The organism is Halomonas sp. SSL-5, assembly GCF_030708455.1.
Taxonomy (GTDB): domain Bacteria; phylum Pseudomonadota; class Gammaproteobacteria; order Pseudomonadales; family Halomonadaceae; genus Halomonas.
The window spans coordinates 241919-257077 of sequence record NZ_JAUYWF010000002.1 but is presented as its reverse complement, the minus strand read 5'-3'; the positions used below and the strand labels follow the sequence as shown (position 1 = coordinate 257077).

14 protein-coding genes and 1 tRNA gene are annotated in these 15159 nt (G+C 68.4%); 4 read left to right on the top strand and 11 right to left on the bottom strand.

The window, feature by feature from the left end:
* The first annotated feature begins 4 nt into the window (after window positions 1–4).
* Window positions 5–610 carry a cob(I)yrinic acid a,c-diamide adenosyltransferase gene (gene cobO, locus RAN53_RS03060; protein WP_305795343.1) on the top strand — a complete coding sequence of 202 codons (606 nt, stop codon included), beginning with the start codon at window positions 5–7 and terminating at the stop codon, window positions 608–610.
* On the top strand, window positions 607–1320 hold the full coding sequence (gene bluB / locus RAN53_RS03055) for a 5,6-dimethylbenzimidazole synthase (protein ID WP_305795342.1): 714 nt from the start codon (window positions 607–609) through the stop codon (window positions 1318–1320). The genes cobO and bluB overlap by 4 nt, the downstream gene beginning before the upstream one ends.
* Window positions 1321–1536: 216 nt before the next feature.
* On the opposite strand, the gene RAN53_RS03050 is transcribed toward bluB, so the two are convergent.
* Window positions 1537–1911, bottom strand: a complete 375-nt coding sequence (locus RAN53_RS03050) for a DOPA 4,5-dioxygenase family protein (RefSeq protein ID WP_305795341.1) — start codon at window positions 1909–1911, stop codon at window positions 1537–1539.
* Window positions 1912–2040: 129 nt separating this feature from the next.
* Here RAN53_RS03050 and RAN53_RS03045 point away from each other — a divergent pair, with 129 nt between their 5' ends.
* A complete protein-coding gene (locus tag RAN53_RS03045; RefSeq protein ID WP_305795340.1) occupies window positions 2041–3492 on the top strand; it encodes a cobyric acid synthase in 1452 nt (483 codons plus the stop codon).
* A 22-nt stretch (window positions 3493–3514) separates the two neighbouring features.
* Here RAN53_RS03045 and RAN53_RS03040 read toward each other — a convergent pair whose 3' ends face one another.
* The 10 genes from RAN53_RS03040 to bioB form a co-directional block, all read right to left on the bottom strand.
* Window positions 3515–4537 (bottom strand): hypothetical protein, encoded by a 1023-nt coding sequence (locus RAN53_RS03040; protein ID WP_305795339.1) that lies wholly within the window; start codon window positions 4535–4537, stop codon window positions 3515–3517.
* Between the two features lie 164 nt (window positions 4538–4701).
* Window positions 4702–5949 (bottom strand): ATP-grasp domain-containing protein, encoded by a 1248-nt coding sequence (locus RAN53_RS03035; protein ID WP_414842953.1) that lies wholly within the window; start codon window positions 5947–5949, stop codon window positions 4702–4704.
* A 142-nt stretch (window positions 5950–6091) separates the two neighbouring features.
* A complete protein-coding gene (locus RAN53_RS03030) occupies window positions 6092–8080 on the bottom strand; it encodes a hypothetical protein (RefSeq protein ID WP_305795337.1) in 1989 nt (662 codons plus the stop codon).
* A 142-nt stretch (window positions 8081–8222) separates the two neighbouring features.
* A complete protein-coding gene (bioA, locus tag RAN53_RS03025) occupies window positions 8223–9521 on the bottom strand; it encodes an adenosylmethionine--8-amino-7-oxononanoate transaminase (RefSeq protein ID WP_305795336.1) in 1299 nt (432 codons plus the stop codon).
* A 136-nt stretch (window positions 9522–9657) separates the two neighbouring features.
* Window positions 9658–9742: transfer RNA gene (locus tag RAN53_RS03020), tRNA-Leu, on the bottom strand.
* A 40-nt stretch (window positions 9743–9782) separates the two neighbouring features.
* Entirely contained in the window at window positions 9783–10496 is a 714-nt protein-coding gene (bioD, locus tag RAN53_RS03015; protein WP_305795335.1) for a dethiobiotin synthase, read from the bottom strand.
* Window position 10497: 1 nt separating this feature from the next.
* Window positions 10498–11307 carry a methyltransferase domain-containing protein gene (locus tag RAN53_RS03010; protein ID WP_305795334.1) on the bottom strand — a complete coding sequence of 270 codons (810 nt, stop codon included), beginning with the start codon at window positions 11305–11307 and terminating at the stop codon, window positions 10498–10500.
* Complete coding sequence (locus RAN53_RS03005) at window positions 11304–12047, bottom strand: alpha/beta fold hydrolase (RefSeq protein WP_305795333.1); 744 nt, start codon at window positions 12045–12047, stop codon at window positions 11304–11306. The genes RAN53_RS03010 and RAN53_RS03005 overlap by 4 nt, the downstream gene beginning before the upstream one ends.
* Window positions 12044–13213: an 8-amino-7-oxononanoate synthase gene (gene bioF / locus RAN53_RS03000; protein ID WP_305795332.1), complete on the bottom strand. Its 1170-nt coding sequence runs from the start codon at window positions 13211–13213 to the stop codon at window positions 12044–12046. Before bioF ends, RAN53_RS03005 begins: the two co-directional genes overlap by 4 nt.
* A 3-nt stretch (window positions 13214–13216) precedes the next feature.
* Window positions 13217–14347, bottom strand: coding sequence for a biotin synthase BioB (gene bioB, locus RAN53_RS02995; protein WP_305795331.1), 1131 nt, complete (start codon window positions 14345–14347; stop codon window positions 13217–13219).
* Between the two features lie 81 nt (window positions 14348–14428).
* Here bioB and RAN53_RS02990 point away from each other — a divergent pair, with 81 nt between their 5' ends.
* On the top strand, window positions 14429–15133 hold the full coding sequence (locus RAN53_RS02990; RefSeq protein ID WP_414842951.1) for a ComF family protein: 705 nt from the start codon (window positions 14429–14431) through the stop codon (window positions 15131–15133).
* The last annotated feature ends 26 nt before the right edge of the window (window positions 15134–15159 follow it).

Genomic DNA, 15159 nt, shown 5'->3' with positions numbered 1-15159 from the left:
TCAAATGAAAAAAGTCGATCCCCAGCGCCATGCCGAGCGCATGGCCCACAAGCAGAAGATCATGAACGAGCGCATCGCCAAGGCCGACAAGGAGCAGGGCGTGCTGCTGGTGCTCACCGGCCCCGGCAAGGGCAAGAGCAGCTCCGGCTTCGGCATGCTGGCACGCGCCCTCGGCCACGGCATGCAGGTGGGCGTGGTGCAGTTTATCAAGGGCGCCTTCAGCACCGGCGAGGAGGCCTTCTTCCGTAATCTACCGGGCGTGGAGTACCACGTAATGGGCGAGGGCTACACCTGGGACACCCAGGACCGCGAGCGCGACGTCCAGACCGCCGAGGCGGCCTGGGAGGTGGCCGGGCGCATGCTCGCCGACCCGAGCTTCGATATGGTGCTGCTCGATGAACTCAACATCGCCCTGAAGAACGGCTACCTCGACCTGGATCGAGTGCTGGACGACCTCCAGGCGCGGCCGGCCATGCAGCACGCCATCGTGACCGGGCGCTACGCCCCCGACGCGCTGATCGAGTTGGCCGACACCGTCACCGAGATGAAAGTAGTCAAGCACGCCTTCAAGGATCAGGGAGTGAGGGCCCAGAAGGGCGTCGAGCTATGAGCTCCGAGCACGCCTTTTCCGAGGCACAGCGGGCCGGTGTCTATCGCGCCATCCACGAGCGCCGGGACGTGCGTTCTCAATTCCTGCCCGACCCCATCCCGCCGGCGGTGCTGGCGCGATTGCTGGAGGCCGCGCATCACGCCCCCTCGGTGGGTTTCATGCAGCCCTGGGATTTCCTGGTGATCGACAGCCTGGCGACCCGCGAACGGGTGTATCAGATCTTCCAGCGGGAGAACACCAAGGCCGCGGATCACTACGTCGGGGAGCGCGGGCGGACCTACCGCAGCCTCAAGCTCGAAGGCATCCGCGATGGCCCCCTGAACCTGTGCATCACCTGCGACCGGACACGCGGCGGCGAGCACGTGCTGGGGCGCAACAGCATCATCGACACGGACCTGTTCAGCGCCTGCCTGGCGGTACAGAACCTGTGGCTGGCGGCCCGGGCGGAAGGCATCGGCGTGGGCTGGGTGAGCATCCTCGACCAGCAGGACCTGGCCGAGGTGCTGGGCCTGCCGCAGGGGGTCTACCCGCTCGCCTACCTCTGCCTCGGCTATGTGGATGAGTTTCTCGATCAGCCCGAGCTGGCCCGATCCGGCTGGCGACAACGCCTGTCGTTAGGCGAACTGGTGCATGGCAGCCACTGGGGCGAAGCGACGACGCTCGAAGGCCTGGCCGGCGCCCTCAATGACCTCCAGGGACGCGCTCGATGACCACTACACAGCGCTGGGCGTGGGAAAGGACTCGGGAAGGTCTGTTGTAGGCGGGACGAGGCTTACCGGAGTCAACCGACAAGGTGATGGTGACGAGATCCCCACGCCTCATCCGTCACCCTCGTCATCATCCAGGTCAAGATCCATCAGCGCTGCGTCCATGAAGTCCGGCAGGCCACGCCCCCCGTTGCGTCGAGGCCGAGCTTGGGCCAGGCCTCAGCCGTCACCCGTAAAGCCGCTCAGGTCCAGCTGATGGCTGTGGCCCAGCCAGATCACGCCCTGGGTATGGTCGAATAGGTCGTCGTCGGTGCCGACATGCACGAAGATGTCGAGGTCGCCGCGGTTGAGTGCCAGCCAGGGCACGATCTGGCCGAAGCTTTCGGCGGCGAAGGAGAGCTGGCAGCTCCACAGCGGATGGGGGCCCACCGGGCGCTCATGGAAGCGCCCTACCTTGATATCGAAGCGCGCGGCGGCAGCTTCGGCCAGTCGGCGGGCCTCGGCCAGCCCCTGCGTGTCCTGGTAGTAGAGATGGGCGTGATAGTAGCCGATGCACGTCGGGTCGATGATCCGGGCGGGGGAGGTGTCGGTCATTCGGTAATCCTCGCGGTGACTTTCCTCAAGGCTACCTGAAACGGGATCGGGTTCCATGATGCCGCCTCTGGTACCTTAGTGCCCTTTCACGCACAGGCAATCCAGCAGCAGCGAGGGGCGGCAATTCGCATGACGACACTCATGATCCAGGGCACCACCTCGGATGCGGGCAAGAGCACGGTGGTGGCCGCGTTGTGCCGGGCACTGGCGCGGCGTGGGGTGTCGGTGGCGCCGTTCAAGCCGCAGAACATGGCGCTGAACAGCGCGGTGACGGCGGATGGCGGCGAGATCGGACGCTCCACGGCGCTGCAGGCGCTGGCGGCCGGCGTCGAGCCGCATAGCGATATGAACCCGGTGCTGCTCAAGCCGGAGAGCGACCGCGGAGCCCAGGTGATCCTGCGTGGCCAGGTGCATGGCCATATGGGTGCCCTGGACTACCAGGCCTACAAGCGCGAGGCGAAGGCCTCCATGCTGGCCGCCTGGGAGGCGCTGTCGAGTCGTTATGACGTGATCATCGCCGAGGGGGCGGGCAGCCCGGCTGAGATCAACCTGCGCGAGAACGATATCGCCAACATGGGCTTCGCCGAGGCGGTGGACTGCCCGGTGCTGCTGGTGGGGGATATCGACCGCGGCGGCGTCTTCGCCCAGTTGGTGGGCACACTCGAGCTGCTTAGCGAGAGCGAGCGGGCACGCACCCGGGGCGTTATCATCAACCGATTCCGCGGCGATATGGCGCTGCTGCAGCCGGGGCTGGACTGGCTGGAGGAGTACACCGGCAAGTCGGTGCTGGGAACCTTGCCCTACCTGCAGGGGCTGGTGCTGGACGCCGAGGACAGCCTGGGCCTGGAGGGCAGGAGCCAGGGGGAACCGGCGCTGCGCGTGGTGGTGCCGGCGCTGCCGCGCATCAGCAACCACAACGACTTCGATCCGCTGCGCCTGCACCCGCGGGTGGCGCTCACCTTCGTGGGGCCGGATCGGCCCATTCCGCCGGCCGATTTGACCATCCTGCCGGGCAGCAAGAGCACCCGCTCGGATCTCGCCTGGCTGCGCGCCCAAGGCTGGGAGGCGGCCATCCGCCGCCATCTACGTTATGGCGGCAAGCTGCTGGGGATCTGTGGTGGTTTCCAGATGCTGGGCGACTGGATCCACGATCCCGAGGGGCTGGAGGGGGCGGCCGGTTCGGCGCCGGGGCTGGGGCTGCTCGAGATGGAGACCCGCATGGTGGCCGGCAAACAGCTGCGCAACGTGAGCGGACGCCTGCTGCCCGAGGGCGTGCCGATCGCCGGCTACGAGATCCACAACGGCGTTACCACGGGGCCGGCGCTTGAGCGCCCCCTGTGCGAGCTGGTGGGGCGCCCGGACGGGGCAGTGAGCGACGACGGCCGGGTGCTGGGCACCTACCTGCATGGCCTGTTCGATCAGCCCGCGGCCGGTGCGGCACTGCTGGCCCGCTGCGGGCTGGAGGAGGCAGGCGAGGCGGTGGACCTGGCCGCCCACCGCCAGGCGGAGCTCGAGCGGCTGGCCGATGCCCTGGAAGCGCATCTTGATATGTCCGCTATTCAGCGGTTGTTGCGGTGTTAACGCCAGGCGTCTCGTGAGCGGGCTACAGCGTGACCCGGTCGATGAAGCGGCGGAAGTACATCTCCACGCGCAGGGTGAGTGCCCAGCGCGGGTCGCGGTTCGCCTCGCGGGGGAAGTGCAGGGCCGGGGCGACGTCGAGGAAGGTGAAGCCCTTGTGGATGTCGCGGCGGAAGCGCAGCTGCAGGTAGCTGTCCTCGATGGTGGTGTGGGAGAGGCTCTCGCCGAGCACCACCGCGGAGTAGCGCAGCACGCTGCGGTTGTTGATGCGCTGGTTGAGCTCGGCGGCCTGGCTGAACTCCAGGGTGTCCACCTCCTCGCGCCACTGCACGTTGCTGATGAAGCGCAGGTGGCGCTTCTCGTCCACCGGGCGGCCCAGGTCCCAGCGGGTGCGCGCCGAGTAGCCATCCTCGTTGAACCAGGAAAGGCGGTTGTCGCTATGCAGCTGCCAGGGGCCGTTGTCCAGGGTCCAGAGCCGCTGGGTGGTGACACGGGCGTAAGGGTCGAGGGGCAGGCGCACCTTCACGCCAGCGCCCAGCTCGGTGTCCCACTCCTGGGTCCTGTCGCCGTCCCCCAGGCGGCGCAGCCCCACCAGCACGTCCTCGATGCTGTCGACGCGGTCATCCGTCAGCGAGGACTCCTGCTCGTCGAGGGTGCCGCGGGTCTCGTCGGGCTCGCTCTCGATGATCAGGCGCAGGCGCTCCTCGGTAGTGGGCAGGTCGAGGCGGAAGCGGGCGCCCAGGTCCTGGTCGAACGCCTCGCCCTCCTTCCAGGCGAACTCCTGGCTGATGCGCAGGTAGGAGTCGGAGTCCACGGTGAGGGCGTCGGTGGTACCGAAGAAGCCGTCGATACTGCGCGACGTACCGTCTACCCAGTCGGTCATGGTGGCGTGGAAGGGACCGATGCGCTTCACCGCCCACTCGGGCAGGTCGCTGTCGTCCTCCGGCATGCTGATGGCGTCGAGCGAACCCTCGGTGGGCACCGGCAGGGTATCGGCGTGAGCACCCAGGGCAGCACAGGCGGCCAGTGCGATCAGGACCTTTCTCATCTGTGGGTTCCTTCTTGTATTTCCTGGAACCAAGTCTATCCGCGAAACGGCCGACGTCGCCAACGCTTTAAGCCTGATTGAAAGGGGCAGGATTGAAAGGGGCAGGGCGTCAGCCCTGCCCCCGGTCGTATCAGCTCAGGTGCGAATCGGTGTTGAACGCGTTGCTAGACATAGAAGTCCAGATCCTCTTGAGCCTTGAGCAGGTCCCGCATCTTGATCGGGTCGTCGCCGAAGAAGAACACGAGGCCCCAGTGGGTGCCGAACGCCGAGCGGTCCGGGACCGTCTCTTCGGTCGGCGCTACCAGTTCGTGAGACTCGAAGTAGGGGTGTTCGATGGTCTCCTTGGGCATCTCCAGCTTGCTGACGACACGTCGCCGCGGGTACACCCCGAAGCAGCCCGCATAGCCCTTGGCGTCGACCACCTCGCGGGGGAAGAAGGCCTCGACCTCCTCCTTGGTGCTCTTGGGGTCGAAGACCAGCATCGATGCCTGATAGGGGCTGAAGCCGTAGGCGCGCTCGATGAGCTCGAAGGCCTTGAAGCCGGGCGGGCGATAGGCGACTTCGCCGAAGTACATCTCGCCGTCCGCCGCCACGAAGTACTCGGGATGGATCAGGCCGAACTGGATGTCGAACGTCTTGATCAACTTCTCGATCTGCTTGGTGATGGCATCACGCCAGCTCTCGAGTTCGCGGGTGGCGGGAACGAATACCGAGTAGCCCAGGGTCACGTACTCGGAGATGTTGAGGAACTTGATCTTGCCATCATGGATCCAGGCCTCGACGGCAAACTCCCAGCCGTCGAGGTGGCTTTCCATCAGCAAGGGATACTCTTCGGCCGGTATGCTGTCGATCTCGTCGATCTTGCGGATCATGCGGTGTCCGAGACAGCCGGCCTTGTCGAAGGCCTTGACGTGAATCGGGTCATCGGGGTCGCCGTCGAGTTTGAGCAGCGTCTGATTGACGCGTTTCATGAAGCGGATGATGTCATCCTTCTCGTGGGCTTCCTCGAAGATCCCCACGCGAATACCGCCCAGCTGGGCGCGGCGCTTCATCAGTGCCTTGTCGCGAAACAGGATGGATTGCCCGTACATGCGGGGGCTGTCCATGAGCACCGAGTTGATCGCGCCTGACCATTCGACGGTTTCCTCGAACAGCGGAATGGCCACATCCACGCCTTCTTCCTTGAGCCGCTCCGCGATCTCCATGGAGCGGTCATTCAGGCGCACAAAATCCCATTGAATGTATGGAATCTTGTTGGCTTCGCAGAAGTCGGCGGCCCAGTCTGGTGCTACTACCACATAGCGGCGGTCAAACTTCTGGGCGGCCTTGATGGCATTGACGCTCCAGCCTAGCAGCGCGATGTAGCCCTTGTTGGGGTCCTTGGGCGTCTCAGTCCCCTTGACCGAATCCATGGTCGGGTCGGTCCAGCTTGAAACGTCCTTTTCGGGGGCTTCTGATGCAATCGACATAGATTGTTCTCCTTCTGCCAGTGGCAGAGTATTGGCGCTCGGTTTATTGCGTTCTTGTCGAGCTTAAGCGCCAAGCATCGTTGGGCTATCGCCCCGACGCCCAGCTATCTCGGGCCAGACCCATGGCCCGATACACTTCATCGTCTGGTACATCGGCCGGCTCGCCCTTCTCGAGCGGGTCGTAGTGAAAGACGTAGAGTCGCGAAGCGAACTGCGCCACCGGCAGCGAGGCCTCACCGTAGAGTTCGCCATTGCCCTGGGTCGAGGTGATGATTCCCTGGCCCCAGTCCTGCCCGCTGTCGTTGTTGGGGTTGAAGAAGTAGACCCGCATGACCTGGTGCGGATCGAGCGCGAGGCGTTGGATAGTGATCGCGTGCCAGCCGAGGAACCGCGTGGCGCTATCGGTGACGGCGATGCCTGCCGGCTGCGGATTGATCACCGGAATGTTGCCGTTGTAGAAGGGGTGGTACGCGGCATAGAAGTCACGCATGAACCCCTCGAAGTCTTTCAAGCCGCCGGTAAACACATCGACCGCGATGCGGAAGCCATGGCCCACGTGATCGCCATGAAACTCGGCGTTGACCCACTTATGGGGATCCTCTCCGCGCCCGACGCTGCGGCGTCCCATCTCGAAGTAGATGCGGTCGAGATGGGGGACGGTCAACAGCGAGACAGCATCGACATCTACCGGGGGCTCGGTTGCCAGGCCGGCGCCCAGTTCCCGGGAGGAAATGCTGTTGCCTTCGAAACGCATGATCACTTCATCGTCGCGGGCCGCCCAGGCGACGACTCGCAGCAGGTCGGCAGGGGTATTGTAGGCCCACATGGACAGGGCGCGTGTCGACTGGCAAGTGGGGTAATTACCCTGCCCCACACCCAGCGGGCGGCCGAGCACGTTGAGAACGTCGGCGAGCAGAAAGCATTCCGGCGAGCGCCGGGTCCCGAAGACGGCAACGATCTTCCGTGTGGCGGCATCGCACACCGTCAGCCTCAGCTGCCGCCACAGCGAGGGAGCCACCGACGGCGAGTACAGAATGCCGCGCTCGAGCATCATGGCCAGGCCATAGGCGGCCTGGTTGGTTTCGGGAAACAGGGCCTCATCGATCAGCGTGTGAATCAGCGCCGGATAACAATGAAAGGCGTCTGCCCCCGTCTGACTCAGCCCCAGTGCCGTGGGAATCAGTGCGTTCCATCGATTACGCAGGTAGCGAATAAATCCAGGCATGTAGGACGAGACCAGGCCAGTGCTGTGCATGCTCTGGGCAAAGGCAATGGCCTCCTGCAGCAGGGTCGCGTCATCCATGCTCGCCAGCCGTTCGGCGTAGACGTCAAAGCCGGGGTCTTCGCGGCAGCCTTCGGTGGGGCCGAAGACGGCATTGACGAGCGTGCGGGCATCCTCGCTGGCCTCTCCCACGGGGCTGTCCGGCGTGTTCAGGCAGGCGGCGATCTGGGTCACCATCTGCTTGACGCCATCCACCTGGACCGGGCGTTGCGCCAGGATTCGCCAGACTTCGGCCACCAGATGCTCCAGAAGATTCTCGTAGCCCAGGTGCTCAAGCAGGTAGTGGTAAAGGTTCTGGACGGCGAACCCGAGCCGGTCAGGCCGCAGCCGGTCGCCCTCGTGCAGGTCGCTGACGACGAGATCGAGGTTCATGGCCATCACCTGAGCGAGGAAGTGATTGGCGTGCTCCGCCGAGACCGAAGGGTGCGAATAGTCGCCCTTGGCAACGGCGAGCAGGCGAATCTGGCTCAGGCTCTCGACCAGGGTGGCGGTCGGGTCCCCGTGACGCACGGTGCGCATGGCAAGCGAGGGCACCAGTGTCTGGGGATAATTCCAGTCGCTACCACCGAAGAACCCGGCGGCCTCGATCGCCGGTACACGCGCGTAGAGGACGTCGAGCCCTCCGGCATCGAACATCAGGGGGCGTGCCGCAGCGATGACCTCGAATACGGGAGAGACCTCTGCAACGGCATTCGCAGCGGCCAGTCGTTCGATGGCGGCGTCGAGCTGATTCACTAGCTCGCCTGACATGTCGTCGTCATCGGGGGCGGGGTCGTGAGGATCTGCGCTCATGGATCTACAGTCCGTCCTATGTCGTGGCTTGTCAAACACATTTGGACAGGCCATGCAACGGACATTCTGCGGTCGGCGGCGGAGATGTCGGTGTCCCCCCACCTTCATGGCAAAGGGCGTCACCGGCTGAGACGGCAGTCGCTCAGTGTCTGAACCAGCCCTTCATGACGTCGGTGATGCGGCGCATGTCGCCCTCCGAGGTGACATAGGCCGGCATGGTATAGAGCCAGCGGCCGATAGGGCGTAGCCAGACACCCTGTTGGCGCGCCCAGTCGCCCACGCCGACCAGGTCCGCCGCCGCGTGTGTCTCGATCACTGCGGTCGCGCCGAGCACGCGCACGTCGGCCACCGCCGGATGGGCGGCGAGCCTGTCGTCGTCGATCAGCGCCTCGCGCAGCACCGCGTTGAGGGCGCTGATCCTGCCCAGATAGTCCTCCTCCTTGAAGACCGCCAGGCTCTCCAGGGCCACGGCGCAGGCCAGCGGATTGCCCATGAAGGTGGGGCCGTGCATAAAGGCGTGCATCTCGCTGTCACCGATGAAGGCGTCATGCACCCGGTCGGTGGCAAGCGTCGCCGCGTGGCCGAGATACCCCCCGGTGAGCCCCTTGGAGAGCACCATGATGTCGGGGGTGACGCCGGCATGGTCGGCGGCGAACATCTTTCCCGTGCGGCCGAAGCCGGTGGCTACCTCGTCGAACACCAGTAGCACGTCGAACTCATCGCACATTTCGCGGGCGCCCGCGAGGTAGTGGGGCGAGGTCATGTTGAGCCCGCCGGCGGCCTGCAGCAGCGGCTCCATCAGCAGGGCGGCGATCTCGTGGTGGTGGCGCTCGAGCACCGCGCGCAGGGCGGCGAGGTCCTGCTCCACCGCCTCGGGCCCTGCCTCGAAGGGGGCGGTGGGGGCCGGGGCGAAGTGGTGGCGGGGCAAGTAGCCGGCGAAGAGCGAGTGCATGCCCTCCTCGGGGTCGCAGACCGCCATGCAGCCGGCGGTGTCGCCGTGGTAGGCCTTCATCAGCGAGAGCAGGCGGTGCTTGCCGGGCTTGCCGCGCAGCTGGTGATACTGCACGGCCATCTTCATGGCGACCTCCATGCCTACCGAGCCGCTGTCGGAGAAGAAGACGTGGTTGAGGCTTTCCGGGGTGACGCGCACCAGTGCCCGGGCCAGGCGGTCCGCGGGCTCGTGGGTCAGGCCGCCGAGCATCACGTGGCAGAGGGTGTCGGCCTGCTGCTGGATGGCGCGCACCAGGCGCGGGTGACGGTAGCCGTGGATCATGCACCACCAGGAGCAGGTGGCGTCGAGCAGCGTCTCGCCGCCCTCCAGGGTGAAGCGCGGCCCCTCGCCGCCGACCACCCTCGGCGCCGGGCGCTGGGTCTTGAGATGGGCATAGGGGTGCCAGACGGGCGAGGCAGGAGACGCTGAGTGCGAGAACGGCGAGGACATCAGAGGGCTCCGTGGCAGAGTGGACGCAGGATGACGGGCACGCGAAAACGCCGCGCATCTCGGGGAGATGTCGGGGGAGCGCGTCGAGAATGGGAAAGCAGCGGGAACGAGAAGGAATGTAAGAGGGGATCAGCGATGGTGCGGATGAGAGGACTTGAACCTCCACGCCCGAAGGCACCAGGACCTAAACCTGGCGTGTCTACCAATTCCACCACATCCGCACGGACAGGCGAGCACATTGTACGGAGGCATGCGCGCAAGTCAATCGCCATCGGGCAGGACCAGATGGTCGGCGGCGGCCGCGGCCATGGCGCGCGGGTCGCCGGTGGGCAGCCGTGGCACCACGCCCAGGCAGGGCGCGGGCAGCGTGGCCTCGAGGGTCGCCAGGTTGTCACGATAGAGGGCCTCGTCGGCGGCCGCATCGAAGGCGAGCCCAGGCTCCACCAGGCTGCCGACCCAGCCCGCCAGGTGCAGGCCATCGGCCCGGATGGCCTCGGCGGTGAGCCGCGCGTGGCTGATGCAGCCCAGGCGCAGGCCCACCACCAGGATCACCGGTAGTCTCAGCGCCACGGCCAGGCCGGCCAGATCCTCGCGCTCGTTGAGTGGCACCCGCCAGCCGCCGGCGCCCTCCACCAGGATCAGGTCGCGTCCCGTGTCCATCTCCTCCCGGGCCCATACCGCCAGCTTCTCGAGTGTGAGGTGTGCCCCGGCCCGGCGGGCCGCCAGGTGCGGGGCGATGGCCGGGGCGAAGGCGTGGGGGTTGACCCTCTCGTAGCCCACCGCGGGGTGGCACTGCGCCTGCAGCGCCAGGGCATCGGCGTTGCGCAGGCCTTCGGGGGTGGCCTCGCTGCCCGAGGCCACGGGCTTGAGCCCCAGGGTGGTAAGGCCGCGGCGGCGGGCCAGGGCCAGCAGGCCGCTGGCCACCAGGGTCTTGCCGGCGTCGGTGTCGGTGCCGGTCACGAAGTAGGCGCTCATCTCAGCGGGTCAGCTCCAGGGTCAGCAGGCGGTAGGTCACGGGCAGCCCGGCGGGTTCGCGCAGGGCCTCATAGCGGCGCGCGGCACGGACCAGGTCGGCGCGGGTAAGCCTGGCGCCTGTCCGCGCGGTCTGGGCGCCCACGCCCTTGATCGAGGCCATCACCGCGGCCAGGTCGGGGTAGTGGAAGCACCGGCTGGTGGCTTCGATGTCGACGTGGGAGAAACCGGCGAGTCGCGCCGCGCTGGCATGGCGAGCGCCGTCCCGGAAGCCCAGCAGGGCGGCGGGCCGGCGGGGGCGGGACCAGGCCTCGCTCACCTCCGCCAGGGTGCCGGGCGCCAGGGTGGTGATCAGCGCCCGCCCGCCGGGGCGCAGCACGCGATGCAACTCTGAGAGCACCGCCTCGAGGTCGGGGCACCACTGCAGGGCCAGGTTGGAGAACAGCAGATCCAGGTCGGCGTCGGGCAGCGGCAGCGCGGCGGCGTCGGCACACAGCCAGCGGATGCGCTCGCCGTGGCGCCGGCGCGCTTGCTCCAGCATGCCCGGGGCCAGGTCGAGGCCGGCGACCGCGCAGCGCTCGCCGTAGCGTTCGGCCAGGCGGGCGCTCCAGTGGCCCGGGCCGCAGCCCAGGTCGAGGATCGCGTCGGCCCGAGCCGGGAGGCGCGACCAGAGATGCTCGCCCAGGGCGCACTGGGCCACGGCGAGGCGTGCGTAGCGGGGCGCGGCCCGGGAGAAGGCGCGAGCCACGCGTTGCCGCCAGTCGGCCGGTGAGTCCGGTGGCCGGAGGCGTGGCAGGGCGGTGGCGACGGTCATGCCGGGGCCTCCTCGGCGGGTGTGTGCGGGGTCGCCATGGCGCCGGCCAGGACGACGAGGGCCTCGGCCAGGGCGGCGGGGCGCGAGAGCATGGGGCAGTGGCCGGCATCCTCCAGCACGCGGTCGGCGCCGGCGATCGTATCCGGGGCGAGCAGCGGGTCGTGGCGGCCGGCGAGGCGGCGTACCGGGCAGCGAGCGTTACTCAGGGTGTCGCTGACATCGAGACCGGCGAGCCGGTCGAGGCCCGCGGCCAGGGTGGCGGTGTCGACGCCGCTATCCATCAGGTCGAGCAGGCGACGGTGTGCCCCCCGCGGGTCCGGCTCGCCGGAAAGCTGCCAGCGGCGGAAGTGGGCCAGGGTGGCGTCGGGGGCTCGGCCGAAGGCATGGCGGAAGGCGGCCAGCTCCCGCGTCGGCACCCCCTCGGGGTGGCAGAAGCGCTCACCCATGCCAAGTTGCACCAGCCCCCGGGGTGGGGAAAGGGGCGTGGGCAGGCGTTCGAGCAGGGCGGCGGCCAGCAGCCCGCCCAGCGACCAGCCGACCCAGACGGCGTCCGCTGGCAGGTCGTCGGCCATGGCCTCGGCCAGCTCATCCAGGCTGCCGGGAGTCGCCAGCGGAGGACGGCCGCCGTAGCCGGGCCAGTCCGGGGCGGTAACCGTCACGCCACTCGGCCAGTGGTCGGCCAGCGGGCGCCAGATGCCGGCGTCGACGCCCCAGCCGGAGAGCAGCACCAGGGCCGTCATGGGCCGACCTCCTGCAGGTCGGCATCATGGGCCCGGCAGGCCGCCAGCCCCTCGAGCAGGGCGTCGAGGTCGGCGTTGGTATGGGCGGCGGAGAGCGTGATGCGCAGGCGTGCCTGGCCCCGGGGCACGCTGGGGGCGCGGATGGCACCCACCGCGATGCCTCGTTGCGCGAGCCGCTCGGCCCAGGCCATCGCCCGGGCGTCGTCGCCGAGCACCAGCGGCTGGATCGGCGTGGGGCTCTCGAGAAGCGGCAGTCCCAGGCTCGCCGCCTCGCGGCGAAAACGCCGGATATGCGCCTGCAGCAGGCCGCGCCGCTCGGGCTCGTCGGCGAGCAGCTCCAGGGCCCTGAGGGTCGCCGTCGCCACCCCCGGTGGCTGGGCGGTGGTGTAGACGTAGGGGCGGGCGAACTGGATCAGGTGCTCGATGAGCGCCTCGTTTCCCGCCACGAAGGCGCCGTCGGTGCCTAGTGCCTTACCCAGGGTACCCACCAGCACCGGCACCGCATCGAGGCCGTGGGCACGGCCCACGCAGCCGTCGCCGATCCGGCCGAGTACGCCCAGGCCGTGGGCGTCGTCGATCATCAGCCAGGCGCCGTGGCGGCGGGCCGTCTCGGCGAGCCCGGTAATGTCGGCGACATCGCCATCCATGCTGAAGACGCCGTCGCTGACTACCAGCCGGGGCGCCTCGGCCGGGGCGCGAGCCAGCAGCCGCTCGAGGTCGGCCAGGTCACGGTGGTGGTAGCGCCGCGAGGTGGCGCCGGCGAGCCGCGCGCCGTCGATCAGCGAGGCGTGGTTGAGGCGATCCTGGAACACCCGGGTCCCACCGTCGCAAAGCGCCTGCAGGGTGCCCAGGTTGGCCATGTAACCGGTGGAGAAGAGCAGCGCTCGGGGGCGCCCGGTCAGCGCGGCCAGTCGCGCCTCCAGCGCCTCGTGGACCTCGAGGTGGCCGCTCACCAGGTGCGAGGCCCGGGCGCCCGCGCCGAAGTGCCGGGCGCCCTGGGCCATGGCCTCGGCGAGCCGCGGGTCCCGGGCCAGGCCCAGGTAGTCGTTGCCGGCGAAGTCGCGCGGCGCGCCCGACGCCGGCCAGGTGGCGCGCTGCCGCCACCGGCCATCGGCACGGCGGGCCTGGGCGCGGGCGGCGAGGCGCGTGGGCCAGTCGCTGCTCATGGCTCAGGCGCCGCTGGCATCAAAGGCGAGGGCATCGGCCCGGGCGGCGGCCTCTTGCGCCGCCTGGCGGGCGAGGTCGGCCTGTAGCTCGTCCTCGACCCTGGCCTGCATCCCGGCATCGTCGACGCAGGTGTCCCGGCGTTCGGGATGCAGGCCGAGCTTGGCGAACAGCGCCCGGTCCCGCTCCGCCTGGGGGTTGGCGGTGGTCAGCAGTCGCTCGCCGTAGAAGATGGAGTTGGCGCCGGCCAGGAAGGCCAGCGCCTGGGTGGACTCGTTCATCTGCTCACGGCCGGCGGAGAGGCGCACGTGGCTCTTCGGCATCAGGATGCGGGCCACGGCGATGGCGCGGATGAACTCGATGGGGTCGAGGTCGTCCACGTCCTCGAGTGGCGTGCCCGGCACCTTGACCAGCATGTTGATCGGCACCGACTCCGGGTGGGGCGCCAGGCGTGCCAGCTGCTGGAGCAGGGCGGCACGGTCGCGGGGCGCCTCGCCCATGCCGAGTATCCCCCCGGCGCACACCTTCATGCCCGCCTGGCGCACGTGGCCCAGGGTCGCCAGGCGGTCGGCATAGCTACGGGTGGTGATGATCTCGCCGTAGTACTCCGGCGAGGTGTCGAGGTTGTGGTTGTAGTAGTCGAGCCCGGCCTCGGCCAGGCGCCCGGCCTGGTCGTTATCGACCATCCCCAGGGTCATGCAGGTCTCGAGTCCCAGCGCCTTGACCCGGCGGACCATCTCCAGCACCACCTCGAGGTCGCGCTCACGGGGGCTCTTCCAGGCCGCCCCCATGCAGAAGCGGCTGGCGCCGGCCGCCTGGGCCGCTCGGGCCTGTTCGACCACCTTGTCGATCTCCAGCAGCTTCTCCTTGCCCAGGCCGGTGTTGTAGTGGCCCGACTGGGGGCAGTACTTGCAGTCCTCCGGGCAGGCGCCGGTCTTGATCGAGAGCAGGGTGGAGACCTGCACGGCGTTGGGGTCGAAGTGGGCGCGATGCACCCGCTGGGCCCGGAACAGCAGGTCATTGAAGGGCAGCGCGAAGAGCGCTTCTATCTCGTCGAGGCGCCAGTCGTGGCGCACCTCGCCCGGGGTGGCTAGGGTCTGGGTATCGGCGGCGCAAGACGGCGTTGTCGGGGACATGGGGATTCGCCTGTGGTCAACTTGTCGTTTGATAGGAAGTTGACGGATAGCTTACGGTCCGGGCTCGCAGTGTCAACCTCCGTGAATTCCTTGGTTGACAAGACGCTGCGTCGGGCACTGCCGGGTCGCTGCGTCTTCTGCCTGGCGCCGGCCTACGCCGAGCGGCCCTGGTGCCGGGCCTGCTTCGAGGGGCTGCCGTGGAATCTGCCCGCCTGCCCCCTGTGTGGCGAGCCCCAGCCCGGCGCGTGGCGGGGCCGGACGTGTGGCGCCTGCCTGCGCCGGCCACCGACCTTCGTGCGCACGCGGGCGCCGCTGCGCTATATGGACGAGGTCGCCTGGCTGGTGAGGCGCTTCAAGTTCCAGGCTTCGCCGCGGGCCGGGACGGTGCTGCTGGCGCTGCTGGACGCGGCGCTGAGCGAGGAGGCGAGGGCGTGGCCCCAGGCGCTGGTACCGGTACCGCTGCATGCGCGTCGCGCCCGCGGGCGTGGCTTCGATCAGGCCGAGTGGCTGTCGACGCGGCTGGCCAGGCGGCTGGAGGTCCCGCTGCTGCGTGGCCGACGCCTGCGCGATACGCCAAGCCAGCGGGGGCTCGACCGCGGCGAGCGGCGGGCCAACCTGCGCGGAGGCTTTCGGGTGGTGGGCCCCCTGCCGGCGCGAGTGGCACTGCTCGACGACGTCATGACGACCGGCGCGACCCTGGAGGCCCTGGCGCGAGCCTGCCTGGCCGCCGGGGCCGAGGAGGTGGAGGCCTGGGCGGTGGCGCGCACGCCGCTGGGGGAAATATAAGGGAAGCCTGGTAGAGTGGGGGTTTT

What these genes read in the sequence shown, in the direction of transcription:
- RAN53_RS03045 (WP_305795340.1), top strand. Translation starts at nt 2,041, where the DNA reads ATGACGACACTCATGATCCAGGGCACCACCTCGGATGCGGGCAAGAGC.
- RAN53_RS03030 (WP_305795337.1), bottom strand. Translation starts at nt 8,080, where the DNA reads ATGAGCGCAGATCCTCACGACCCCGCCCCCGATGACGACGACATGTCA.
- bluB (WP_305795342.1), top strand. Translation starts at nt 607, where the DNA reads ATGAGCTCCGAGCACGCCTTTTCCGAGGCACAGCGGGCCGGTGTCTAT.
- RAN53_RS03040 (WP_305795339.1), bottom strand. Translation starts at nt 4,537, where the DNA reads ATGAGAAAGGTCCTGATCGCACTGGCCGCCTGTGCTGCCCTGGGTGCT.
- RAN53_RS03005 (WP_305795333.1), bottom strand. Translation starts at nt 12,047, where the DNA reads ATGACGGCCCTGGTGCTGCTCTCCGGCTGGGGCGTCGACGCCGGCATC.
- bioF (WP_305795332.1), bottom strand. Translation starts at nt 13,213, where the DNA reads ATGAGCAGCGACTGGCCCACGCGCCTCGCCGCCCGCGCCCAGGCCCGC.
- RAN53_RS03050 (WP_305795341.1), bottom strand. Translation starts at nt 1,911, where the DNA reads ATGACCGACACCTCCCCCGCCCGGATCATCGACCCGACGTGCATCGGC.
- RAN53_RS03010 (WP_305795334.1), bottom strand. Translation starts at nt 11,307, where the DNA reads ATGACCGTCGCCACCGCCCTGCCACGCCTCCGGCCACCGGACTCACCG.
- bioA (WP_305795336.1), bottom strand. Translation starts at nt 9,521, where the DNA reads ATGTCCTCGCCGTTCTCGCACTCAGCGTCTCCTGCCTCGCCCGTCTGG.
- bioB (WP_305795331.1), bottom strand. Translation starts at nt 14,347, where the DNA reads ATGTCCCCGACAACGCCGTCTTGCGCCGCCGATACCCAGACCCTAGCC.
- bioD (WP_305795335.1), bottom strand. Translation starts at nt 10,496, where the DNA reads ATGAGCGCCTACTTCGTGACCGGCACCGACACCGACGCCGGCAAGACC.
- cobO (WP_305795343.1), top strand. Translation starts at nt 5, where the DNA reads ATGAAAAAAGTCGATCCCCAGCGCCATGCCGAGCGCATGGCCCACAAG.
- RAN53_RS03035 (WP_414842953.1), bottom strand. Translation starts at nt 5,949, where the DNA reads ATGGATTCGGTCAAGGGGACTGAGACGCCCAAGGACCCCAACAAGGGC.